24 protein-coding genes, 1 tRNA gene and 1 pseudogene are annotated in these 23,233 nt (G+C 62.9%); 16 read left to right on the top strand and 10 right to left on the bottom strand.

Features of this window, described 5'->3' with window-relative positions; genetic code table 11:
* Positions 1–6: 6 nt before the first annotated feature.
* From TGR7_RS14070 to TGR7_RS14060, 3 genes are all read right to left on the bottom strand, one after another.
* Positions 7–1,230, bottom strand: coding sequence for an efflux RND transporter periplasmic adaptor subunit (locus tag TGR7_RS14070; protein ID WP_222702408.1), 1,224 nt, complete (start codon positions 1,228–1,230; stop codon positions 7–9).
* The gene (locus tag TGR7_RS14065; RefSeq protein WP_012639351.1) at positions 1,184–2,422 is read right to left on the bottom strand and encodes a TolC family protein; all 1,239 of its coding nucleotides are present in this window, start codon (positions 2,420–2,422) and stop codon (positions 1,184–1,186) included. The genes TGR7_RS14070 and TGR7_RS14065 overlap by 47 nt, the downstream gene beginning before the upstream one ends.
* A gap of 541 nt (positions 2,423–2,963) precedes the next feature.
* A complete protein-coding gene (locus tag TGR7_RS14060) occupies positions 2,964–4,214 on the bottom strand; it encodes an IS4 family transposase (protein ID WP_012639350.1) in 1,251 nt (416 codons plus the stop codon).
* 745 nt (positions 4,215–4,959) lie between these two features.
* Between TGR7_RS14060 and TGR7_RS14055 the strand changes: the two genes are divergently transcribed.
* The 4 genes from TGR7_RS14055 to trpC all read left to right on the top strand — a co-directional run bounded on the left by TGR7_RS14055 (position 4,960) and on the right by trpC (position 8,858).
* Positions 4,960–5,568: an anthranilate synthase component II gene (locus TGR7_RS14055; protein ID WP_012639349.1), complete on the top strand. Its 609-nt coding sequence runs from the start codon at positions 4,960–4,962 to the stop codon at positions 5,566–5,568.
* A gap of 10 nt (positions 5,569–5,578) precedes the next feature.
* Positions 5,579–6,814: a multidrug effflux MFS transporter gene (locus TGR7_RS14050; protein WP_012639348.1), complete on the top strand. Its 1,236-nt coding sequence runs from the start codon at positions 5,579–5,581 to the stop codon at positions 6,812–6,814.
* 31 nt (positions 6,815–6,845) lie between these two features.
* Positions 6,846–7,862 (top strand): anthranilate phosphoribosyltransferase, encoded by a 1,017-nt coding sequence (gene trpD, locus TGR7_RS14045; RefSeq protein WP_012639347.1) that lies wholly within the window; start codon positions 6,846–6,848, stop codon positions 7,860–7,862.
* 198 nt (positions 7,863–8,060) lie between these two features.
* Positions 8,061–8,858: an indole-3-glycerol phosphate synthase TrpC gene (trpC, locus tag TGR7_RS14040; RefSeq protein WP_012639346.1), complete on the top strand. Its 798-nt coding sequence runs from the start codon at positions 8,061–8,063 to the stop codon at positions 8,856–8,858.
* A gap of 145 nt (positions 8,859–9,003) precedes the next feature.
* Here trpC and crp read toward each other — a convergent pair whose 3' ends face one another.
* Positions 9,004–9,600 carry a cAMP-activated global transcriptional regulator CRP gene (gene crp, locus TGR7_RS14035; RefSeq protein ID WP_012639345.1) on the bottom strand — a complete coding sequence of 199 codons (597 nt, stop codon included), beginning with the start codon at positions 9,598–9,600 and terminating at the stop codon, positions 9,004–9,006.
* 220 nt (positions 9,601–9,820) lie between these two features.
* On the opposite strand from crp, the gene TGR7_RS14030 reads away from it, so the two are divergent.
* The 3 genes from TGR7_RS14030 (at position 9,821) to speD (ending at position 11,546) form a co-directional block, all read left to right on the top strand.
* The gene (locus tag TGR7_RS14030; protein WP_012639344.1) at positions 9,821–10,270 is read left to right on the top strand and encodes an OsmC family protein; all 450 of its coding nucleotides are present in this window, start codon (positions 9,821–9,823) and stop codon (positions 10,268–10,270) included.
* On the top strand, positions 10,267–10,671 hold the full coding sequence (locus TGR7_RS14025) for a VOC family protein (protein ID WP_012639343.1): 405 nt from the start codon (positions 10,267–10,269) through the stop codon (positions 10,669–10,671). Before TGR7_RS14030 ends, TGR7_RS14025 begins: the two co-directional genes overlap by 4 nt.
* Before the next feature lie 62 nt (positions 10,672–10,733).
* Positions 10,734–11,546, top strand: a complete 813-nt coding sequence (gene speD / locus TGR7_RS14020; RefSeq protein ID WP_041443126.1) for an adenosylmethionine decarboxylase — start codon at positions 10,734–10,736, stop codon at positions 11,544–11,546.
* Positions 11,547–11,730: 184 nt separating this feature from the next.
* Here speD and coq7 read toward each other — a convergent pair whose 3' ends face one another.
* Together coq7 and TGR7_RS14010 are read right to left on the bottom strand one after the other, a co-directional pair.
* Positions 11,731–12,372 carry a 2-polyprenyl-3-methyl-6-methoxy-1,4-benzoquinone monooxygenase gene (gene coq7 / locus TGR7_RS14015; protein ID WP_012639341.1) on the bottom strand — a complete coding sequence of 214 codons (642 nt, stop codon included), beginning with the start codon at positions 12,370–12,372 and terminating at the stop codon, positions 11,731–11,733.
* Between the two features lie 63 nt (positions 12,373–12,435).
* Positions 12,436–13,689, bottom strand: coding sequence for a (Fe-S)-binding protein (locus TGR7_RS14010; protein ID WP_012639340.1), 1,254 nt, complete (start codon positions 13,687–13,689; stop codon positions 12,436–12,438).
* A gap of 82 nt (positions 13,690–13,771) precedes the next feature.
* Between TGR7_RS14010 and TGR7_RS14005 the strand changes: the two genes are divergently transcribed.
* The 6 genes from TGR7_RS14005 to TGR7_RS13980 all read left to right on the top strand — a co-directional run bounded on the left by TGR7_RS14005 (position 13,772) and on the right by TGR7_RS13980 (position 16,747).
* Positions 13,772–14,500, top strand: a complete 729-nt coding sequence (locus tag TGR7_RS14005) for a DUF481 domain-containing protein (RefSeq protein ID WP_041441953.1) — start codon at positions 13,772–13,774, stop codon at positions 14,498–14,500.
* Between the two features lie 22 nt (positions 14,501–14,522).
* Positions 14,523–14,828: a (2Fe-2S) ferredoxin domain-containing protein gene (locus TGR7_RS14000; RefSeq protein ID WP_012639338.1), complete on the top strand. Its 306-nt coding sequence runs from the start codon at positions 14,523–14,525 to the stop codon at positions 14,826–14,828.
* A gap of 511 nt (positions 14,829–15,339) precedes the next feature.
* Positions 15,340–15,768: a 50S ribosomal protein L13 gene (rplM, locus tag TGR7_RS13995; protein ID WP_012639337.1), complete on the top strand. Its 429-nt coding sequence runs from the start codon at positions 15,340–15,342 to the stop codon at positions 15,766–15,768.
* A gap of 59 nt (positions 15,769–15,827) precedes the next feature.
* On the top strand, positions 15,828–16,220 hold the full coding sequence (rpsI, locus tag TGR7_RS13990; protein WP_012639336.1) for a 30S ribosomal protein S9: 393 nt from the start codon (positions 15,828–15,830) through the stop codon (positions 16,218–16,220).
* A gap of 65 nt (positions 16,221–16,285) precedes the next feature.
* A complete protein-coding gene (locus TGR7_RS13985) occupies positions 16,286–16,642 on the top strand; it encodes a four helix bundle protein (protein WP_012639335.1) in 357 nt (118 codons plus the stop codon).
* A gap of 31 nt (positions 16,643–16,673) precedes the next feature.
* Positions 16,674–16,747: transfer RNA gene (locus TGR7_RS13980), tRNA-Gln, on the top strand.
* A gap of 398 nt (positions 16,748–17,145) precedes the next feature.
* Here the strand turns inward: TGR7_RS13980 and TGR7_RS13975 are convergent.
* Complete coding sequence (locus TGR7_RS13975) at positions 17,146–17,466, bottom strand: HigA family addiction module antitoxin (RefSeq protein ID WP_012639334.1); 321 nt, start codon at positions 17,464–17,466, stop codon at positions 17,146–17,148.
* Positions 17,467–17,508: 42 nt separating this feature from the next.
* Positions 17,509–17,655, bottom strand: a pseudogene (locus TGR7_RS17300) (type II toxin-antitoxin system RelE/ParE family toxin); the annotation flags it as partial.
* An 854-nt stretch (positions 17,656–18,509) separates the two neighbouring features.
* Between TGR7_RS17300 and TGR7_RS13970 the strand changes: the two are divergent.
* On the top strand, positions 18,510–19,529 hold the full coding sequence (locus TGR7_RS13970) for a porin (RefSeq protein ID WP_012639333.1): 1,020 nt from the start codon (positions 18,510–18,512) through the stop codon (positions 19,527–19,529).
* A 133-nt stretch (positions 19,530–19,662) separates the two neighbouring features.
* Here TGR7_RS13970 and TGR7_RS13965 read toward each other — a convergent pair whose 3' ends face one another.
* Entirely contained in the window at positions 19,663–19,947 is a 285-nt protein-coding gene (locus TGR7_RS13965; protein ID WP_012639332.1) for a type II toxin-antitoxin system RelE/ParE family toxin, read from the bottom strand.
* Positions 19,948–19,949: 2 nt separating this feature from the next.
* Positions 19,950–20,312, bottom strand: a complete 363-nt coding sequence (locus tag TGR7_RS13960) for an antitoxin of toxin-antitoxin stability system (protein WP_245522993.1) — start codon at positions 20,310–20,312, stop codon at positions 19,950–19,952.
* Positions 20,313–20,643: 331 nt separating this feature from the next.
* On the opposite strand from TGR7_RS13960, the gene TGR7_RS13955 reads away from it, so the two are divergent.
* Together TGR7_RS13955 and TGR7_RS13950 are read left to right on the top strand one after the other, a co-directional pair.
* Positions 20,644–21,711, top strand: a complete 1,068-nt coding sequence (locus TGR7_RS13955) for a porin (RefSeq protein ID WP_012639330.1) — start codon at positions 20,644–20,646, stop codon at positions 21,709–21,711.
* 497 nt (positions 21,712–22,208) lie between these two features.
* Positions 22,209–23,219: a transposase gene (locus TGR7_RS13950; protein ID WP_012639329.1), complete on the top strand. Its 1,011-nt coding sequence runs from the start codon at positions 22,209–22,211 to the stop codon at positions 23,217–23,219.
* Positions 23,220–23,233 lie beyond the last annotated feature (14 nt).

Here is a 23,233-nt window from a genome sequence, read left to right as displayed (position 1 = left end):
GCTTCCTCAGTGGCTGTGTTCGGCCTCGCCTTTGGCGAGTTCGGCTTTTAAGAGGAAGGCGTTGATCCCAACGATGCGCTCTGAGCCATCAAGCCCGTTCAGTATCTCGATATGGCCGCCAGCTTGACGGCCAGCGAGCACCGGCGTTGCCCGGAAGCCTTCGTCAGTGGCGACGAACACCACCGATCGCCCGTCCACCGTTTGCACCGCGTCGGCGGGGACGGTCAGGCCATCTTCCTGCCTATCGGTAACAATGACCCCCGTCACTGGCGAGCCGGCGGGTGGCAGGACGCCCGAAACCGGACGAGCCCGGATGAGGGTGGCATTGCCTTGCTCACGCACATTGGCGGCCACCCCTAATACCACCGCTTCGAAATCGCCGGAGGGGCTTCTGACTTCGATGCGAGATCCGGAGATCACCTGCGCCGCCAGGGCCGGTGGCGCGGTGAAGACGAGTTCGGTCTGCGCGGGATTGGAGACCTCCGCGACGCCACCACCGGCAGCGACGAATCCGCCCGGCGTGACTTGGACTGTGCCGACAACACCCGCGATCGGGCTGACGATGGCGACACGGCCCTGTGCGTCGGGGGCGCCGGCTGCCACCACCTGTGCCTGTGCCGCCCTGGCTGCCGCATCGGCGGCCAGTGAGCGGGCGCGGGACGCTTCCAGTTCCCGGCGGGCAACCACGCCCAGTTCAACCAGATTCGAGTCACGTCGATACTCCAGGCGTGAGGCTTCCGCTTCGGCGGCCGCGGCCTCGGCATTGGCGCGCAGAGTGGCGGCTTCGCCGCTGATCACCACAACCAGCGTCTGGCCCGCTTCAACCGGAGAGCCGGGTGCGACCTGTACCTGCTCGACTCGGCCGCCCACGATGGCGGAGATCGCTGTGCGTGCGTCCAGGGCGGATTCGACCCGCCCCGTCAGTCGAGTCTCGTTGCCGCCGCCACGACCCACCGCGACGATACCGATGCCTGACGCCTCGATTTGTCGCGCCGTCAGGATGACAACACCTTCGGGCGCCTCGTCATCGTGGTCGTCATGGTCATCGTGATCATCGCCCTTGACGTGAGCAGCGTGCTCCGTGTGGGGGATCAGTTGGGCAAGGCCAAAGCCCGCTCCAAGTGCGGCAAGCAGTGCTGCTCCAAAGAGGAGCCGGATATTTTTGGGTGTCATCAATGCTTCCTCAAAATGGAGCGCGGCCGTCGAGGCGCGCGAGTTCGACTTCTGCACGGACGCGCGCCAGGCGTGCGTCCACTGCGGTATTGCGTGCGGCAATCAAGGCCGCCCGTATGCTGCGCAGCTCCAACTGCGAGATGCGCCCGGCATCGAACCCGGCGCGTGCGAGGCGGTAGGCTTCTTCGGTAGCAGCGACGCCGTTGTCGGCAGCACGTGTCCGAGTGATCGACGCATCAAGGCGGGCTTGTGCAGCGCTGCGATCCGCCTGGGCCTCCAGTTTCAAACTGGCCAGCCGCGCCTCGGCAGCTCGCTGCTCGGCACGGGCTGCACTGATAGCGCCCGTGTTTCTGTCGAACAGTGGAAGGGACACGCTGATGCCGAAGGTGAGTGCTTGGGTGTCGTATTCTTCGAATCGCCGGACACCGAGCGAAGCAGTCACGTCGGGACGAGCACGAAGTCGCTCCACGTTCACGAATTCACCAGCCGCATCCAGCTCGGCCTCGGCAATTTGAACAGCCAGGGGATTGCGTGCATCCGGCGTGAAGGGGTTGGGTGCGCGATTCAGCAGGCTGGTTTCGATGGATGTGACCGGCTCGGTCAGCATCGCCACTGCGGCGAGGCGCGCGAAAGCTGCATCCCGGTTTGCCCGTGTCTCGTCCACGACGGCACGAGCAGCTTCCACTTCGCTTTCGGCCTGAACGCCACGAAGCACGGCCTCGCGACCTTCTTCCACAAGGGCCATCACCGCGCTTGCATCCGCCTGCGTCAGCGACAGCGCCTCGGCGGCCAGTTCATGCTGCAAAGAGGCTGCTTCCGCTTCGGCATAGATCAGCGCCAGGCGGCCTGCGACTGCCCATCGCGACTGGTCGCGGCGCAGGCCGGCCGCGTCGGCTTCCGCCCGTGCGGCACCGATTCGCGCGCCCCGCTGTCCCCACAGTTCCAGAGGTTGACTGACGGAAAACGTGGTCTCTGCGGCGCCATAGCCAGTGAACGGCGAGCGACCGTAAGCGTTCTCGGCCTCCAGGGAGATGGAAGGATTAGGCAACGCACGGGCTTGTTGCGCGCGCGCCCTGGCGGCATCGAGTAATGCTTCGGCTTCAAGTGTTGCCGGGGTTCGATCGAGATGCTCGATCAGTGTTTCATAAGGTGGGGCGGGTTCGGCCCTTGCTGGCAGTGCCAGCGTGATTGCTGTGGCGACCACAGCGAAGCCAACCGCGCATAGCGGTCGGCCGAACAACATGGACATAGGAAAGCTCCCAAAGCTAAAAAAGTTGACGAAACGACCGTGCAAGCAGCACGGCCCGGATTCGTCAGGCTTTGGGGGGTCGCATCAATCCATCAGGCGTGTGTGATGCGATAGCATCACTGTCTGGCCGTTGGTGCGCCAGGGGCAGGGAAACGGCGTGGGCCGCTGAGTGTGGGGGAACGTGAGCGTGTGTATGGTGACAATGCCCGTGGCTGCAGGCGCCATGATCGAAGTCGGAACCCTTGTCCCTACTATCGTCACTATGGGTTTCAACGTATGAATACGTATCCCCACCCTCAGATGCGCACAAGACCGCATCAGCAATAGGGATGACAACGAACGTTGCAAGAAGCAACGCCATCACTGCCAGCCTATGTCTGAACAAAATACGCATCATTACATCACGCTACCAAGAAATGAGCCAAGTTCGCAATCAATTTCGACGGCCAATAGGGTCAACGCCCACCTTGATCGGATGCTCGAAGCCTTGCTAGGAAAGCGACTCCTTGCAGCAATCCACCCAAGTTAAGCCCACCCACCCTCAGCACGCCTTGTAACTCAGGGCCGGATGCGGCTTTGGTTTCGGCGGCCTCGGTTTGGACAGCCCTGGCCTGTGCTTGTAGGTCTGCGATCCGATCAGCTTCAGCACCTCCTTCAGCATCGCCGCTGTGGCGAGCCCAAGCAACAGGGCCGGGATCAGCGGCTTGAGCGCGGTTCTCGCGTAGGCCCGGTTGATGCGGCGGTGAGCGGGCAGGTTCTCGCTTCCGCGCGCCTCTGCGCTGGCGAGCGCGGCGAGGTTGTCGCACAACACCTTGGCGGCGAAGTCCTGCTGCACGGCGAGGTGGCTCAGGCCGGTCACTTGTTCGAGGCTGAGCCGATGCTTGAGCCGCTTGAAGGCTTCTTCGATGGACCAGCGCTGATGGTAGAGCTCACCGAACACGGCCACAGGGAAGCGCTCGGCGTCCATCAGGCTGGTCATGAGGATGTGCACGCTGCCGTTAGCGTTGACGTGGCGGACCAGGCGCACGCGCAGCGGACCCTCGGGGCATTCGAAGTCCCTGACATCCTGGTCCTCGGCGGCAGGCAGCTCCACGACCTGCTCGGCAAGACCCGAGGCACGGAACGCCCGGACCACAGCAAAGCCGACCTTGGCCATGTCCACGCGCATGCAGAAGTCGATGCCCTTGCCCTGCAGGGCAGCCACCAGCCAGCGACAGGGATAGCCGCGATCGAGCAGCAGCAGATCGCCTGTTCCAAAGCGCTCGAACTGCTCGAACAAGGCCTGTCGCTCGCCATAGCCGGCGCTGTAGAGCTGGGCGGCCAGCATCAGCTGGGCATCGGGCAAGTAGCAGCCCAAGGCCAGCATGTCGCGGCTGGCCGCGCGCGGCACATGGCTGGCGCGCAGCGCCAGCCGCAGACAGGAGCCGTCGACCGCGATGCGGCGCAGGCCGTGCCAGCGCGGCACCCTGCCAGTGTCCTCAGCGAGCTTGATGAGGTGGTCGTTGAGCGCCGGCAGTGCAGCGGGCGCGAGTTTGGCGCGCGCCTGCGCGAACGCCTGTGCGCTCACGTGTCGGACCAAGGTGGCCTGCGCCTTGAGACTGCCGAAGAAGCCATCCAACTCGGCCTGGACGCTCTTGCACATGCCACAGACCAAGCTTGCCACGAGTGCGTTCAAGGGCAGCTTGCGTCGGCGGGAGAAGGCCGCTGGATGCTCAGGATGTCGGGCGGTGTTGAGGAACGCATCGGAGGCGAGGTGCTCTGCCAGGGCATTGAAGAGACGGGTGAGGTCCATGGGGCGCTTGAGGTTCGAAAACGAACCTCACTGGCCGCCGCGCTGCTTGCGCCAGAAGCGGGCGTAAGCAGCGCGGCGGCCTCACGAAGCGCGATGGGTGTCAAGCGAAATCTGCAAGAATCGAGGGGTTCGCTAGGAGCGCCGCGGGTCGGTGCCTGAGGCTGGGCGCGGGATGGCTTAACTTGGGTGGATTGCTCCTTGCAGGCTCAACTGTTAGACGGCAAAGAGAGGTGCATGTTACAATGCCTCGGATATGAAGCTGCTGTGGGGTGATTCGCTTCCTACGCATCTTCCCCGGTTTAACTCGGTCTGCCATGACCCGTACTGCATCGATCAACATTGCTCAGTGGTGGCGCTTCCGGTAGAAGCGGCACGTCGTTGCGGCTTTGATCCGCACCTTGCCGCCCCACCGGCGGGCAAGGTTCAGTAGATGGCTCTCCGGCACGGCGGCTCCAAGACTCAGGAGATTGCCCGATGCCATTAAATCCCCCAGCCATAGGTAGCGCCTCGCGCACCACGTCCTCGTGGTGCGCGGTTGTGCGCGTCGCTCACCGGCAGTCTTGCAAGGAGTCTCATCAAGGAGCCTTGCAGAGACGCACCGTGAGGCCAGCCTCCATGCTCGCTGCCGCCCCACAAGGGCACTATCCGGCGCTTGTGCTGCCGAAATCCGGTGTATATGTGTATATATCTGTGTATATAGCCCCAAGAATGAGTAAAAAAAATACAGAAAAAACAAGAGGTTGTCATGGTTAAATTGCTGATGATCGACAACTACGATTCCTTCACCTACAACCTGGTCCAGTACCTGGGCGAGCTGGGTGCCCAGGTCGAGGTGCGGCGCAATGACGCGTTGACGGTGGACGATGTGGCCGCCCTTGTGCCCGAGCGCATCATGATCTCGCCGGGCCCCTGCACCCCCAACGAAGCGGGCATCTCCATGGAGACCATCCGCCGCTTCGCCGGCGAGATCCCCGTGTTCGGCGTGTGTCTCGGGCACCAGGCCATCGGCCAGGTGTTCGGCGGCAAGGTGGTGCACGCCCGGGAGATCATGCACGGCAAGACCTCGCTCATTCACCACGCCGGCAAGGGCGTGTTCAGGGGCCTGCCCAATCCCTTCGAGGCCACCCGCTATCACTCCCTGGTGATCGAAAAAGAGAGCATCCCCGATTGCCTGGAGATCACCGCCTGGACCGAGACCCCGGACGGGCAGATGGACGAGATCATGGGCGTGCGCCACAAGACCCTGGCAGTGGAGGGCGTGCAGTTCCACCCGGAGTCCATCCTCACCCGCCACGGACACGACCTGCTGCGTAACTTCCTGACCATGGAGGCGGACGCGCCTGCCCGGTCGTGAACATCACCGGGTGAGCCCGGCGCTGCCGCGCTGGCGTGTCGCCCTCCTGGTGGCGTCGCTGGCCATGCTGGCGCCGTTCACCCTGGATACCTATCTCCCGTCCTTTCCCGATATCGCCGAGGAGTTCGGCGCCGGCCCGGCGCGCATGCAGCAGACGCTCAGCATCTACCTGCTGGGCTTTGCCGTGATGACCCTGGTCTACGGGCCGCTGTCCGATGCCTTCGGGCGCCGGCGCGTGGTGCTGGTGGCCCTCGTGGGCTACATGATCGCCTCCATCGGCTGCGCCCTGGCCCAGAGCATGGAGACCTTCCTGCTGATGCGCGCCGCCCAGGGCGCGACGGCCGGCGCGGGCACGGTGATCGGCCGCGCCCTGGTGCGGGATATCTACGCGGGCCACGAGGCGCAGCGGGTCATGGGGCTGATGATGGTGATGTTCGGCGCAGCCCCCGCGCTCGCGCCGGTGATCGGCGGTCTGCTGCACGATGTGGCGGGCTGGCGCTCGGTGTTCGTGTTCCTGTCCCTGTTCGGGGCCGCGGTGTGGCTGTTCACCTTCCGGCGCATGCCGGAAACCCTGCCGCCCGTGGCCCGGGTCAGCGTGGCGCCGCACTTCGTACTGGCCAGTTACGGCCGCGCCCTGGCCAATGCGCGCTTCATGGCCCTGGTCCTGGTTCTCGCCCTGGCCTTCGCCGGCATGTTCCTCTACATCGCCGCCTCGCCGGAGCTGATCTATGGGCTGCTGGGCTACGGCGTGAACGATTTCTGGCGCCTGTTCGCGCCCCTGGTTTGCGGCATCGTGCTGGGCGGCTGGCTCTCTTCCCGACTGGCCGAGCGCATCCCGCCGGTGACCATGGTGACCACGGGCTTTGCGGTGATGGCCGTGGCAGTGAGTCTCAACCTGCTGCAGGCCCACTGGCTGCCGGTCCAGCCCTTCACCGCGCTCGCGCCGCTGCCGTTGTATTCCCTCGGCCTTGCCCTGTGCATGCCCAACGTCACCGTGCTCGCCCTGGACTGTTATCCCCATCAGCGCGGCATGGCCTCCGCCCTGCAGGCCTTTCTGCAACTCAGCGCCAATGCCCTGGTGGCGGCGCTGCTGGTCACCGTGTTGTCCCGCAGCCTGGCCTGGCTCTCCCTCGGCATGACGGGCCTCTATCTCGCCGCAGCAATGCTCTGGGGGCTGTGGTGGTTGATCTACGGGCGTCCCGTGTCTATTGACCCCCGCGGCGGTGGTCCGGAGAATCCGGCCTGAACCACACACGATTCGAGAGACGCCTGACACCATGGACATGCAGCAAGCCATCCGCGCCGTCACACAGCGCATCGACCTCAGCGAGCAGGAGATGACCGCGGTCATGGGCCTGATCATGAACGGCGAGGCCACGCCCGCTCAGATGGGCGGCTTCCTGGTGGGTCTTGCCATGAAGGGCGAGACGGTGGACGAGGTGACCGCCGCCGCGCGGGTGATGCGCGATCTGGCCACCCGGGTCGAGGTGCAGGCCGGGCACCTGGTGGACACCTGCGGCACCGGCGGCGATGCCTCCGGCAGCTTCAACATCTCCACCGCCAGCGCCCTGGTGGTGGCCGCCGCCGGCGGCCGGGTGGCCAAGCATGGCAACCGTTCCGTCTCCAGCAAGTCAGGCAGCGCCGACGTGCTGGAGGCCGCCGGCGTGAACCTGGACTTGTCGCCGGAGCAGGTGGCCCGCTGCATCGAGCAGGTGGGTGTCGGTTTCCTGTTCGCGCCCAAGCACCACGGCGCCATGAAGCACGCCGTCGGTCCGCGCCGGGAGATGGGCGTGCGCACCCTGTTCAACGTGCTCGGACCGCTCACCAATCCGGCGGGTGCGCCCAACCAGGTGCTGGGTGTGTTCAGCAACCGCTGGCTGGAGCCCCTGGCCCGGGTGCTGGGCCGACTCGGCAGCCGTCACGTGATGGTGGTCCATGCCGAGGACGGCCTGGACGAGATCAGCATCGGCGCGCCCACCCGGGTGGCGGAACTGCGCGACGGCGAGGTCACGGTGCGCCTGATCGCCCCCGAGGATTTCGGCATGGAACGCGCCGACCTGTCCAGGATTCGCGTGGAGGATGCCGCGGGCAGTCTCGCCATGATCCGCGGCGTGCTGGACGGCCAGCCGGGCCCGGCCCGGGACATCGTGCTGCTCAATGCCGGCGCGGCGTTGTACGTGGCCGACGTTGCCGGCAGCCACGCAGAAGGCATCGAAATGGCCCGTGAAGCCATCAACTCCGGCGCCGCCGCTGAGAAACTTCAGCAGCTGGTGTCTTTCACGGCGTCCTGCTGAAAACGGCAACATCTGCCGCAGAGGCGCGGAGTCGCAGAGGAAAACAAATTCGACAGGATTTACATGATTAACAGGATTGAACAAACCCTCACTGGGTCCTGATCAATCATCATGTCAATCATGTAAATCCAGTCCATTCGTTATCTTTTTCTCTGCGACTCCGCGCCTCTGCGGTAATCTTTAAATTGCGGAATCCCCATGACCAACAACACCGACATTCTGACCAGGATCCTCGCCCGCAAGCGCGAGGAGGTCGCCGAACGCAGTGCGCGCACCTCCCTGGAGGATCTGCGCCGCTTCGTCGATGCCGCTCCCGCCGTGCGTCCTTTCCTTGGGGCGCTTGAGGCGAAGATCCATGCCGGGCAGGCCGCGGTGATCGCCGAGATCAAGAAGGCCAGCCCCAGCAAGGGACTGCTGCGCGAGGATTTCGACCCCGAGGCCATCGCGAAGCGCTACGAGGCGGGTGGCGCCGCCTGTCTGTCGGTGCTCACCGACCACGACTTCTTCCAGGGCAGTGAGGCCTACCTGGAGGACGCCCGGGCCGCCTGTGGTCTGCCGGTGCTGCGCAAGGACTTCATGATCGACCCCTACCAGGTCTACGAGGCCCGGGTGATGGGCGCGGACTGCGTGCTGCTGATCGTCTCCGCCCTGGACGATGTGAAATTGCGTGACCTGCTCGCGCTGACCCACGAGCTGGGCATGAATGTGCTGATCGAGGTCCATGACCGCGAGGAGCTGGAGCGGGCGCTCAGGCTCGATGCCCGGTTGATCGGCATCAACAACCGCAACCTGCGCAGTTTCGAGACGCGGCTGGAAACGACCCTGGACCTGCTGGCGATGATGCCGGCGGACCGGCTGGTGGTGACCGAGAGCGGAATTCACACCCGGGATGATGTGGCGCGCATGCGCAACGCCGGCGTGCATGCCTTCCTGGTGGGCGAGGCCTTCATGCGGGCTTCGGATCCGGGAGCGCGGTTGGCGGAGTTGTTCGGGTGATCGGGCTGGTTTGGTGATTGGAACGCAGAGGGCGCAGAGACGCGAAGATCGCCAAGGTTTTTACCTATAGATTCTTTGCGCTCTCTGCGTCTCTGCGCCCTCTGCGTTAATGGCCGTAGCTAGAGAGAGTCCAGCGAAGCGGGTGTTATCTCACGCCGAAGACGACGATCGTCTTGCCATGGGCGGTGATCAGGCCGCGTTCTTCCAGGTCCTTGAGCACGCGTCCGGCCATCTCCCGGGAGCAGCCCACGATCTTCGCCAGTTCCTGGCGGGTGATGCGGATCTGCATGCCGTCGGGGTGGGTCAGCGCGTCGGGCTGCTGAGAGAGTTCCACCAGGGTGCGGGCAATGCGGCCGGTCACGTCCAGGAAGGCGAGGTCGATGACCTTGCGGCTGGTGTCGCGCAGGCGCACCGCCAGCTGGGAGGCCAGCAGGAACAGGATCTGCGGATCCTGCATGGCCAGTTCCAGAAACTTGGGGTAGGCGATCTCGGCGGTTTCGGTCGCGGTGCGGGTGGTGATCCCGGCGCTGCGCGTCTGGGACGCAAAGATGCCCATCTCGCCGAAGAACTGACCGGGATTCAGATAGGCCAGCACCATCTCGTGGCCCTCGTCGTCCTCGATGGTCACGCTCACCGAACCCTGAATGATATAGTAGAGCGTCTCCGGACGATCCCCGGCGTGCACGATGGTGGAGCGCGCCGGATACTGCCGACGGTGGCAGTGGGAAAGAAGCTTTTCCAAAGCGGGTCTTGCACGGGTTTTTGCCTTTGCAGGATGTTCATTGTCTGCCTCATAGGGGCAACCCTGTGATGGATGTCCTTAAGTGCCGCGTCCCGGCCCAGATGCCGCTGGGTTTGCAACTACACAAGTATAAACGGGATTTTGCACAATGTTTGGCCGGTTATCGGGTATTTCACCCGCCCCGGCACGCTCAACATAACACGCGGAGCCAAAGAAAATTATGAAGGCGCGCATAAAATGGCTTGATCACATGAGTTTCGTGGGGGAATCCGGCAGTGGCCACTCGGTGGTCATGGACGGCCCCCCGGAGGCCGGCGGGCGTAATCTGGGGCCCCGGCCCATGGAAATGCTGCTGCTGGGCATGGGCGGCTGCACCAGCTTCGACGTGGTCATGATCTTGCAACGTTCGCGCCAAACCATCACGGGCTGCGAGGTGGAGATCGAGGCCGAGCGGGCCGAGACCGAGCCCAAGGTGTTCACCCGCATCCACGTGCATTTCATCGTCACCGGGCGCGGCCTGTCCGAGAAGCACGTGGAGCGGGCGGTGAAGCTGTCGGCGGAGAAATACTGCTCCGCCTCCATCATGCTGGGCGCCATGGCCGAGATCACCCACGATTTCGAGATCCGCGAGGTCTGTCCCGACGAGTCACCGGCCGGGGAGGGCGCATGAGCAGCGTCAACCGGCCACCCGCCACGGCGGGCATGCGGCATCTGGCCCTGTTCGTCCGGGACCTGGCCGCCAGCGAGCATTTCTATGTGGACCTGCTGGGCATGCGCGTGGAATGGCGCCCGGACGCGGAAAACCTCTACCTTACCTCCGGTTGCGACAACCTGGCACTGCACGTGGGCGAGGTATCGGGCGAGGAGACCCGGCTGGATCACCTGGGCTTCATCCTGCGCCGCATGGAGGACGTGGACCCCTGGTACGAATTCCTCAAAAGCCACGGGGTGCTCATGGATACCGCCCCGCGCACCCACCGGGACGGCGCCCGCAGCTTCTACTGCCGGGATCCCGAGGGCAACCGGGTGCAGATGATCTGGCATCCCCCCATCGCCGGCGCCTGCGGCTAGTCTGGATTGACTCGGGGGCAGATGCCCCTACAATGCGACTTTTTGCGGGAGACCGGACATTGGTGGCACGTCACGACAAGCGTCTCAAGCTCCACGGGTTCAACAACCTCACCAAGAGCCTGAGCTTCAACATCTACGACATCTGCTACGCGCCCAGCGAGCAGCATCGTGGCGAGTACATCGAGTACATCGACGAGGCCTACAACGCCGAGCGGCTCACCCAGATCCTCACCGAGGTGGCCAACATCATCGGCGCCAACATCCTGGATATCTCCCGCCAGGACTATGACCCCCAGGGCGCCAGCGTCACCATGCTGATCTCCGAGGAGCCCATCGCCACGGAGAAGATCGGCTACACTGAGGGCCCGGGCCCCGGCCCCCTGCCCGAGACCGTGCTCGCCCACCTGGACAAGAGTCACATCACGGTCCACACCTATCCCGAGAGCCATCCCGCCGGCGGCATCAGCACCTTCCGGGCGGACATCGATGTCTCCACCTGCGGGCGCATCTCGCCCCTGCGCGCCCTGAACTTCCTGATCCACAGCCTCGAGTCCGACATCGTCATCATGGACTACCGGGTGCGCGGCTTCACCCGCGACATCCGCGGCAAGAAGCACTTCATCGACCACAAGATCAATTCCATCCAGAACTTCCTGTCCCGGGACACCCAGGACCGCTACCAGATGGTGGATGTGAACGTCTACCAGGAGTACCTGTTCCACACCAAGATGCTGATCAAGGAGTTCGACATCGATCAGTATCTGTTCGGCATGGGCAAGGAAGACTACTCCCCCAAGGAGCTCAAGCGCATCGAGCGCCTCCTGCAGCGGGAGATGGCGGAGATCTTCTACGGCAAGAATGTAGGAAGGATCTAGAGGCAAGAGGCAAGTTGCTAGAGACAAGAGGGGGCTTCGGTTTGCCCTGTTGTAAGGCCCGGACAGCGTGGGCTTTCTTGCCTCTAGTAACTAGCGCTCTACTGTAGGTCGGGCTTCAGCCCGACGGCGTAGGTGGCCGGTGAAGCTCCGGCGTCGGGCTGAAGCCCGACCTACAACCTCCGGCCTACAACCAATATGCGGTACGTGTCATCACCTTCGACACGGCCGGCATCACCACCTTCCTCACCACCCACGGCAATTCCGCACCGCCCAGGTCCATGGCCTTGGCGCCGTGGTGGATCTCGTCCTCGCGCATCTGCGCGAGCACCGCCCGGGAACGGGCGTCGGCCTCGGGCAGGGTATCCAGGTGTTCGTCCAGGTGGTGTTCCACCTGGCGTTCCGTCTCGCCGACGAAACCCAGGCTCCAGCGGTCACCGGCCAGGCCCGCAATGGCGCCCAGCGTGAAGGAGCCCGCGTACCAGAGCGGGTTGAGATAGCTGCGGTGTGCGCCCAGGGCATCCATGCGCGCCTGGCACCAGCGCAGGTGATCGTTCTCCTCCTCGGCGGAGCGCTCCATGTTCTCCCGCACCACCGCGTTGCGGGCGGTAAGCGCCTGGCCCTGGTACAGACCCTGGGCGGAAACCTCGCCTGCATGGTTCACGCGCATCAGCCGCCCCGCATGGGCGCGCTCGGCATCACTGAGTTCCGCCTCGGGGAGATCCGCGCCGGGCAAGGGCCGGCCGGTTCCGGCCGGCGTGGCAAACAGGGTGCGCAGCGCGTTGTCCGCGCCGCACAGCAATCGATCGATGGGGGTCAGGTGTCGCATGTCAATAAAGGTACAAGTGGCTAGTGGCTAGTGGCAAGGAAAAGCCTCTGACCTTCCTTGCCACTAGCCACTTGAGACTTGCCACTGGCTGACAAGCCACTCCGCCGGCGTCATCACCGGCACCTCAAGCCCCGCCCGCCGCAGACCCGCCTGGAAATGCAGGCTGCAACCGATATTGGCCGTGATGATGGCCTCCGGCGCCTGACGTCGGGCCGCTTCGATCTTGGGCGAGAGCAGGGCGTCGGCGGCCTCCGGGTGGGTGAACATGTGTGCCCCGGCGGCCCCGCAGCAGCGGTCGTTGCCCTCCAGCTCCACCACTTCCAGACCCGGCAGGCGCCTGAGCAGGGCCAGCATCGCTCCCTGCTCCCTGAGCACGTTGCGCAGGGTGCAGGGCAGGTGCACCGCCACCCGCCTGGTCCTGTGCTCGGGAGGCTTCGGGCGAACCAAACCCTCTTCGCCGAACAGCCGGTCCTCGTGCTCCATCAGAAACCCGTACAGGTCCCGCACCCGGCCCGCCAGCGCCGCGCCCTCCGGGATCAGCGCCGCGTATTCCCGGAGCTGGGTCCGGCAGCCACTGTTCAGGCTGATGATCGGCGCGTCCGACGCCGCGAAGGCAGCGAGATTGCCTGCCGCCAGTCGCCGGGTGGCCTCCGGTTTGCCTGCATGCAGGTCCAGGGCCCCGCAGCAACCCTGTGTCGGCGGGACCTCCACCCGGTAACCCAGGGCCAGCAGCAGGTCCCGGGCTGCGGCCAGCGCCCGGCCTTCGAAGGCATTGCCCGTGCAGCCCGTGAACAGTTGTACCGTGCCGAGGCAATCTCCGGCAGGTGTATGAATGCCGCGTGGAGTCGCGGGTGTTGCCTTCGCGGGCAGCAAGGCCAGCGCCCGCCCCAGCGGTTTGCCGGCCAGCCCGGGCAGGCGGCCGGCCACTCCGGCCAGTCCCAGGCGCTGGCCGGTGTGCAACAGTCCCGCCATGAACCGGCCCGTGGCGCCACCGCGCAGCATCGGTCGGGCGACGCCGGGCAGCGCGGGGCGGTCCGGGCGCTGTTCCCGCAGCAGGGCGCGGGCCTCGTCCATCAGCCGCCCGAAGGGTACGCCGGACGGGCACACCGATTCGCAGGCCCGGCACTCCAGGCAGCCGTCCAGGTGAGCGCTCACCCTGTCGTCCGCCTCCAGCCGTCCGCTGGCCAGCCCCTGCATCAGGCTGATCCGGCCCCGGGGCGAATCGCCCTCCTGGCGGCTCAGGCCATAGGTGGGGCAGTGGGGCAGGCACAGCCCGCACATGACGCAGCGATCGGTGTCTTTAAGCCTGTGATTCATGGGGGAATCGGGAGAGATCCCGCTCGTCTGTTAAGGTAACCCGCTTGTTTTGAAAGCCAAACGGGAGGAAAGCGTGCCTTTCATGAAGCAAGCGATCACCTATTCTACCAGTCTCCTGGGTGCCGGCCTGCTGGCCATGATGCCTGTGCACGCCGACGACTGGGGCGACGAGGGATGGAGCGGTTTTGCCGAGCTGGGCGCCGTCTGGACCACCGGCAACACCGAGGCCGAGACCATCAACGCCAAGACCCGCCTGCGCTACGAGGAGGAATCCTGGCGCCACACCGGGCAGCTGGAGGCGCTGAGGCGTTCGGAAGAAGGGACCTCCACCGCCGAGCGCTACGTGGGCAACTTCAAGAGCGACTGGAAATTTCGCCCCCGGGAATACCTGTTCGCCGCCCTGCGCTACGAGAAGGATCGCTTCAGTGGCTATGACTACCAGTCCTCGGTCGCTGCCGGTTACGGCCGCCGGGTCATCGACACCGATCGCACCCGCCTGGAACTCGAGGCCGGTGCCGGTTACCGCCAGAGCAGGCTCGAATCCGGCGAACGCGATGACGACGCCATCCTGCGCGGCGCCCTGTCCTTCGAACACCGCCTGAGCGAGACCGCCCGGCTGGGCCAGGACCTGCTCATCCAGAGCGGCAACGACAACACCGAGATCGAGTCGGTGACCACCCTGACCGCCGCCATCAACAGCAAGCTGGCCATGCGCCTGTCGCTCACCGCCAAGCACAACACCGACGTGCCGCCCGAGCGGGAGAAAACCGACACCATCACCGCGGTCAGCCTGGTTTACAATTTCTGGTAAACCCTGCCGGAGCCGCCCGTCCATGTCCTACTACCAGCGCCACATCTTCTTCTGCACCAACTGCCGGGAAGACGGCAACTGCTGTGAAAACTACGGCGCCAGCCAGATCCGCGCCTACGCCAAGCAGCGCGCCAAGGAGTTGGGCATCACCGGCAAGGGCGGGGTGCGGGTCAACACCGCCGGCTGTCTGGACCGCTGCAACGAGGGCCCCGTGGCCGTGGTCTACCCCGAAGGCGTCTGGTACACCTACGTGGACGAACAGGACGTGGAGGAGATCCTCCAGGAGCACCTGGTCCACGGGCGGGTGGTTGAGCGCCTGAGGATTTAGTGGCTAGTCTCAAGTGGCTAGGAAGGTCAAGAGCTTAACTCCTTCCCCCTCAGGGAGAGGGTTGGGGTGGGGGCGGTTTCCCTAGCCACTTGAGACTTGCCACTAGCCACTGCCTGAACGACCCCGCCGCGAACAGCCCCCACTTCCCGCGCCGGCCCGAAGTCGCGCCGCTCATCCCCCGAAACAGGCCGTTTGTCCCCGCCAACCCCGATCCCCGGTTTTGTGACCAAATTCCTGTTGACAGCCACAATCTAATATTAGAAACTACTCACATACTGAATTCCGGGCCCTCCCCGGACTCAGTGGACTCCTCCATCCTCCTTTGGTGGTTATTAGCGCGGCCCAGTGCCGCGCTTTTTTTTGGCCCGCTGCCGCGGGCAGAGGCAAGATACAAGGGGCAAGAGACAAGACGGGACCAGGTCTTCACTTGTCTCTTGCCCCTTGTATCTTGCCTCTAGCGCATTTATCATCCCGCTCTTTCCCGAACAGCACGTGCTTTTTGGAGTATTGCATGAAGACCTTTAGCGCCAAGCCTGCTGAAGTCAAACGCGACTGGTACCTGGTGGATGCCTCCGGCAAAACCCTGGGTCGCCTGGCCAGCGAAGTGGCTCGTCGTCTGCGTGGCAAGCACAAGCCCGAATATACCCCCCACGTGGATACCGGTGACTACATCGTCATCATCAATGCCGACAAGGTGCGTGTCTCCGGCAAGAAGGCCCAGGACAAGATGTACTACCACCACACCGGTTACATCGGCCACATGAAGTCCATGAACTTCAACCAGCTGATGGAGCGCGCTCCCGAGCGTGCCATCGAGTTCGCGGTGAAGGGCATGCTGCCCAAGAACCCGCTGGGCCGGGCCATGTTCAAGAAGCTCAAGGTCTACGCCGGCACCGAGCACAAACACACCGCCCAGCAGCCCCAGGCGCTGGAGCTGTAAGGATTTTCACCGCGGCCCAGGCCGCACCCAAGCCAGACTCAAGATTCGGCAGGACATTTATGGCAACGACTCAGAACTACGGTACCGGCCGCCGCAAGACCGCCTCCGCGCGCGTCTTCCTGCGCCCCGGCAAGGGTGACATCGTCGTCAACGGCAAGCCCCTGGACGCCTACTTCGGCCGCGAGACCTCCCGCATGGTGGTCCGTCAGCCCCTGGAAGTGGCCCAGGCCGGTAACCGCTTCGACGTGTTCGCCACCACCGCCGGTGGCGGCGCCAACGGCCAGGCCGGTGCCATCCGTCTCGGCATCGCCCGCGCCCTGGTGGAATACGATGAAACGCTGCGCGGCTCCATGCGTGCCGCCGGTTTCATGACCCGCGACGCCCGCGAGGTCGAGCGCAAGAAGGTCGGCCTGCGCAAGGCCCGCCGCGCCACGCAGTTCAGTAAGCGTTAAAGCGCCTCGCTGCGCTACGGCGCAGTGGCAAGTTGCAAGTGGCAAGTCTCAAGGAGTGAGACTGCATGGAAGCAAATTCCTACGAATCATTGGATGTCTGGAAGAGGGCCTGCGCCTTGTCTGTTGCATTATTCGAATGCACGCAGACATGTAAGGACAGGTCCTTTCGCGATCAGTTGGTGCGTTCCGGTCTGTCCGTTCCCTCAAACATTGCTGAGGGGTACGAAAGGGATTCATCCAGGGAGAGGGTGCAGTTCCTGAAAGTGGCCAAGGGGTCATGCGGTGAGCTCAGAACTCAACTCATGATTGGGGTTCGGGCCAAGTTGCTTCCCGAGACACCGGCCCGGGCTTACTTGAAGGAAGCCACCGAATTGTCCAAAATGCTGCACGGGTTGCTTGAGCACTATCGTAAGCAGTCCTAGCCACTTGAGACTTGCCACTAGCCACTGTTCTTGGGGGATCGTCTAGCGGTAGGACTACGGACTCTGACTCCGTCAACCCAGGTTCGAATCCTGGTCCCCCAGCCAAATAAAAAAGGGGCTCGCGAACAGCGGGCCCCTTTTTTATTTGGCTCGAGAGCACGGCATGAGAACCTGGCCCCAGGTTCGACCGATTCGCCGGGAGCGAATCGGCGCGACCGAAGGGAGCCCGGAGGGTGAGGCCCATGGATGGGCCGAACAATCCTGGTCCCCCAGCCAAATAAAAAAGGGGCTCGCGAACAGCGGGCCCCTTTTTATTTGGCTTGAGCACGGCATGAGAATCTGGCCCCAGGTTCGACCGATTCGCCGGGAGCGAATCGGCGCGACCGAAGGGGGCCTGGAGGGTGAAGCCCCATGGATGGGTTGAACACCGATTCGCCGGGAGTGAATCGGCGAAGCGTTAGGTCCCATAGGGCGGGCCGTGCCCGCCACCCCCCCCTGTAATACTAAGCCGCCCTCGGCGAAACCTCTTTCTCGATGCTGGCTAGGGCCGCCCGCCGGGCAACCTCGAGCTCATAATCTTTTTGCAACCCGACCCAGAACTCCGCCGTGGTGCCAAAATATCGCGCCAGGCGCAGTGCGGTGTCCGCAGTCACGGCGCGCGAGCCATTGACGATGCCGCTGATGCGGTTGGCGGGAACATGAAGACGAGCCGCCAGCCCGTTGGCTGAAAGTGCGAGAGGTTTCATGAAGTCATGGAGCAGGATTTCCCCCGGGTGGACGGGCGGCAGTTTCTCGCCGGGCTCCACCACATCGGAAAAATCCATGCGGGTGATTTCTTCTCGTCGGATAGTCATCATCTTCACGCTTCAGTGGTAATCAACAATTTCCACATCCCACGCATCGCCATCTTCAAATCGAAAGCACAGGCGCCACTGGTCATTGATTCGGATGCTCCAGTAACCTGCACGGTCGCCCGACAAGGCCTCAAGCCGGTTGCCCGGTGGGATGCGCAGTTCTTCGATGTGAGGAGCCTGTCGGACTTAGGCTGCACCTACTGCGCCGGTGGGAGAGCGGCCCATTTTCCCGATCCTTTTCGTCAAATAGCGACGGCTATTCTCCTCAAACGATCGGGAAAATGGCCTCGCTCTCCCACCGGCTCGCTACGGGCACCTAAGTCCGACAGGCTCCTAGCAGCCTGTTCCAGTTGCATGAGTTTGCGGCGGGCAACCTGCCGGATTGCGGGCGGTATGCGCCTGACGCGTTCGCCCAGAAAAAGCGCCGCGGTTTCCTTATCGCGGAATGACTTGATCATTGAACTAAATTAGTACGTTATACGTAATACGTCAAGCTGGCCCGCATGTTTCACCACCATTCGTAGCACGTAGGCCGGATAAGCACAGCGCATCCGGCGCCCAGGTCCGGTGGTCTGATCGCGCAGAGATTGCTCTCCTAGGAGGCCCGACCCCGGACCGAACCCAGCATCCTTCATCACCTTCAAGCCAGGCACTGAGCGCCTGCCCCGTTGCCATTCCGCAACGCTTGTTGCGCGCTTCTGCGTGGATCTGTGGCGCCCATGCCAACACAAAACCCGCTCAATATGACTGCCTCATGAAACCGTCATATTCCATAAGCCCGCGCATGGGCAAGTGGAATGTCCCATAAGCCACCAGAATATAAGCGCTTTCTGCGGAATGGTCCCGTGCGCAGCAACGAAGTGGCTCGTCCAGCAGGCGTCCAGGGCAACAAAAACTTCAAAAAACTTTACCAAACAGCGATTTAATCACCCCCTCCGGGATTGGTACAAAGACGCCCGTCATTGACGTGATGACTTCATCAACCACTTCCAATCCCCTGGGGAGATCCAAACATGAAGAAGCAAGTGCTCGTGGTGGCCGTGGCCGCTGCCCTCGCTGTGCCCGCCGTGGCCATGGCCGATGCCAGCATCTACGGCCGTGCCCATGTGTCCTTTGACTACCTGGATAACGATGGCGACTACAGCGCCACCAACGTCTCCAACAACTCCAGCCGCGTCGGCGTGCGCGGTTCCCAGCAGCTGACCGACGATCTGAAGGGTTTCTTCCAGGTCGAGTCCAACTTCGAGGCCGCTGGTGATTCCAACAACGGTCGTCTGGGCACCCGCAACACCTTCGTGGGTCTGGAAGGCGGCTTCGGTCGCATTCGCGCCGGTTACAGCGACACCGTCACCAAGGGCATCAGCCGCGCCACCGATCTGTTCGGTGACCAGGCCGGTGACTCCCGCAACATGCTCAACGGCATCGGTGACCAGCGCTTCCGCAATGCCCTGTTCTACACCAGCCCGAAGCTGGGCCCCGTCACCGTGAGCGTTGAGTACTCCACCAACGACAACACCAACAGCACCGCTGCCGACAGCAACGACGACCAGGCCTACAGCCTGGGTGCCGTCTACCGCGAAGGCCCCCTGTACATCGGTCTGGGCTACGAGGCCCGTGATTTCGCCAACGGCACCGACAACAAGGCCACCCGTCTGGGTGCCTACTACGACATGGACGCCTTCCGCTTCACCGGTCTGTACCAGGCCGCCACCGACGCCGCCGACAACGACCTGAACACCTTCGGTCTGGGCGTGCGCTACACCATGGGCAAGACCCAGCTGAAGGCCCAGTACTACTGGACCGACAACGACGGCACCGATGCTGATGCCGCCATGCTGGCCCTGGGTGTGCAGTACAACCTGACCCGCCAGACCAGCTTCTACGCCGCCTATGCCATGACCGACAATGATGACACTGCCACCTATCGTCCCGCTGGCGGCGGCCATGGTGACAACATCCCCGGCGTGGTGGGTGGTTCCTCCCCCTCCATCATCAGCTTCGGCGTGATGCACAACTTCAAGTTCGATTTCTGATCTGAAGTCATCCCAAGAGTTGAGTCTTGAGGGCGCGGGCAACCGCGCCCTTTTTTATGCGCGCATCATGCATTGCCGTAGGTCGGCCTTCAGGCCGACAGCGATACCAGCCTCACAATCCGGACCATCCAGCTCAACCCCGCACCGGCGGCCAGCATCGTGCCGTATGAACTACGGCAAGAATCCACAGGGTGTCGGCATCGACCTCGTAGATCAGCCGGTAGCTTTCGTGTGGGATGAATTCGCGAGTACCACTGACCAGCCCCTCCTTGCCTAGATGGGGGTGTGTGGCGAGCAGCGCAACAGCCTCGCCGAAACATTCGTCAAGTTTGATGGCCGCCATGGGGTTATCGCGTGCGACATACTCGAATATGACTTCCCTGTCGCGCATGGCTTCCGCCGTCCAAATGGCTTTCATAGCTAATCGTGCTCGCCCCCCATCGCTTTACGGCGTGCTGTAAAGACCGCTTCGACCTCTTCATGACTGAGTCCCTGTCCGCGGTTAACGGAATCGCGTGCCAGCTGCACCTTGTGGTGAATATAGGACTCATATTCGCGGGCTTCCCGCTGTCGCTGTATGAACTCACGCATCAACTCCCTGACAACTTGGGAAGCGGGACGGTCGGCGGCCTTGGCCTCGGCCATGAACTCGTCCCTGAGGTCCTTCTCCATTTTCATGGTGAAAACAGTTTCTTTGGCCATATCGGCATCTCCCCTCGGACAACGTAATGAAAAAGTATAGACAAAGTATATGAAGTTTTTGTCCAAAGAAATATCCGCCATGCCCTGACCCCTGACCCCTGACCCCTGACCCCTGACCCCTGACCCCTGACCCCCAAACAACACCCCGCGCCCCGTCCGGGTGCACCCGTCACGCCGCACTTAAAGTAAGTTCTGAGCTATCGATCCCAATGTTCGATGGCTTCGATCAAAGCGCCATGGCTGGTGATTGTTGCAAAAACACAACACAAATTTCGTGCATTTGTCGTTTTTTTGCGAATCACCCCTTGCAATGCTCGAAATCAGGGCGTATAATAAGCCGGTCATTTTCGAAAATGACACACAAACTTGTGTGAAAGCAGTTTCAAGACTCAACTCCTGGGAGAGTGAAACAATGATGAAGAAGACTCTGATTGCTGCTGGTGTGGCCGCTGCCATGGCCATCCCCGCCATCGCTGCTGCTGATGTGCAGCTGTCTGCTCAGCTGCAGGCCGAGCTGTTCAGCGTTTCCGGCGATCCCCGCAATGGCACCAACATGAACGGCAAGGGCCTGTACATCGGTGATGCCATTGAAGAAGGTGGCGACATCAACTCCGGCAACTGGAGCCGTGTCGATCTGCGCGCCAGCCACGACCTGGGCAACGGCCTGACCGGCTATGCGCACCTGAGCGCGAACCCGAACATCACCACCGGTAATGCGCTGGGCGCTAGCCGTGAAGTGCTGGTGGGTCTGCGTGGTGCCTTCGGTGACCTGTCCGTGGGTCGTATGGCCAGTGCCTACGGCACCGCCGGCAAGGACCCCTTCAACGCCACCTTCATGCAGGCCCGTGGTAACGGCGGCCAGCTCGGTGGGTTCCAGGGCCTGGGTAACGGTTCCTACGTGAACAATGCCATCGGCTACAAAAACAAGTTCGAGATGGTGAGCCTGAACGCCACCCTCGGCCTGGACCAGTCCGCTAATACCGATGCCCTCAGCGAGGACAACAACGGTCAGCACATGTACGCCCTGCGCGTGAACGTGGACCTGAGCCCGGTGGAAGTGTGGGTTGCCCACACCAACGCCGATGAGTACGGCCAAGCCACCCGTACCCGTCCCATCGACACCAACTTCCAGGCCACCAAGCTGGGTGCCCAGTTCAAGACCGGTGCCTTCGGCGTGGTGGGACAGTACGAGAACATCAAGCATGATACCGCTGGTGTCGATACCAACTATGCCGGCAACTTCTACATGCTGTCCGGTACCTACAGCATGGGTGCCAACACCTTCATGCTGGGCTTCGGTCAGTTCTCCGCCGAGAACGACGACCGCGACCAGCAGTGGATCGCCGCTGGTATGCGTCATGCCTTCAACCGCAATGTGTCCATCCATGGCGGTGTGCGTCAGACCGAGTACGATCTGGGTGCCGCTGACACGGGCAACAAGGAAACCGTTGTCGGTGCCGGCATGCGCGTGACCTTCTAATCGGAGTTTTACCTAGCCGATTGAGACGGGGCCCTTCGGGGCCCCGTTTTTTTATGGTAAGGATTTAATAAGGGCCCCCATTAAAGGTAAGGGCACTTTGGAAGGGCACTTTGGGACACCCATAATTCGGCACGGCGGATCACTTTGGAGGTACTTTGGGACACCCATCATCCGTTTGGTTACTTTGGGACACCCATCATCTGCCAATGAACTTTGGTGGCGGTACTTTGGGACACCCATAATCCTGGAGGAGCTTTGGGACACCCATCATCTGCCAGGCGGTGTGGAGAGGCGAGACTTTGGGACACCCATGACGGGGGCTTTGGGTGGCGGTGCTTTGGGACACCCATAATCCTCTTGGGGGAGGTACTTTGGTGAGGGGCGTGGGTACTTTGGGACACCCATGGTGGTTACTTTGGGACACCCATCATCCGTTTGACTGTCAGCCACTAGGCGACTAGTTTCAAATCAATGCCAACAGGGACAGGGAGCGCCCAATGACCAGAGCCAGAAGGGAACTCGTTCATCTGGAAACCACCTCTTACTACCATTGCATCAGCCGCTGCGTGCGTCGGGCGTTCCTCTGTGGTCGGGATGTGCACTCGGGCAGGGACTTCGAGCACCGACGTGGCTGGGTGCTGGAGCGCGTGCGTGAGCTTCAGTCCATTTTTGCAGTGGAAGTCTGCGCATACGCGGTCATGTCCAATCACTATCATCTGGTGCTGAGAGTCGATTCAGAGCGGGCCGGGGAGTGGAGCGATGATGAAGTTGCCGCTCGCTGGGCCAGGCTGTTTTCACGCCCTGTGCTGGTTGACCGTGTGCTGAGGGGTGAGCGCGTGAGCGATGCGGAGCGGGATGCGGCACGGCGTGTGATTGCAGAATGGCGCACGCGTCTGGTGGATCTGTCCTGGTTCATGCGTAGCCTGAATGAGCATCTGGCCCGCCGCGCCAACCAGGAGGACGGCTGCAAGGGGCGGTTCTGGGAGGGGCGATTCAAGTGCCAGGCCCTGCTGGACGAGGCGGCAGTGCTGACTTGCATGAGTTACGTGGATCTCAATCCCATACGGGCGGGGATGGCGCACACACCGGAGGATTCGAATTTCACCTCGGTGCGACAGCGTATTCTTGAGCTTTCGGTGGGTGATGGCTCCGCGCGGGAATCTCTGCAGGCGTGTCCGGATCTGGTGAGCCTCGATGCATGTGAATCAGGTGGGCACGCGAATGATTTCGTGTTTTCGACACCTGATTATCTGGAATTGGTGGACTGGTGTGGGCGGGCGATTCGGGAGGACAAGCGCGGTGCGATACCAGCGGGCATGCCGTCGATATTGGCTCGATTGAATATTGATGCGCAGCGATTCTTGAGCCATGTCCGATGCGGCAGGCGGGATCACCAGGTGGTCGCTATGGGTCGACAGCCTCGAATGCGTGAAGCGGCGGCTCGGCTTGGCCGAAACTATTTCAAGGGGCAAGCGCAGTTTGCGCGTCTGTACCTGTCGGCGGATTGATGCTGGCAGAATGT

The sequence above is a fragment of the Thioalkalivibrio sulfidiphilus HL-EbGr7 genome (assembly GCF_000021985.1).
In the GTDB taxonomy this organism is placed as follows: domain Bacteria; phylum Pseudomonadota; class Gammaproteobacteria; order Ectothiorhodospirales; family Ectothiorhodospiraceae; genus Thioalkalivibrio_A; species Thioalkalivibrio_A sulfidiphilus.
Note: the sequence above shows the minus strand (reverse complement) of the source record. Positions and strands in the feature narration are given on the sequence as shown.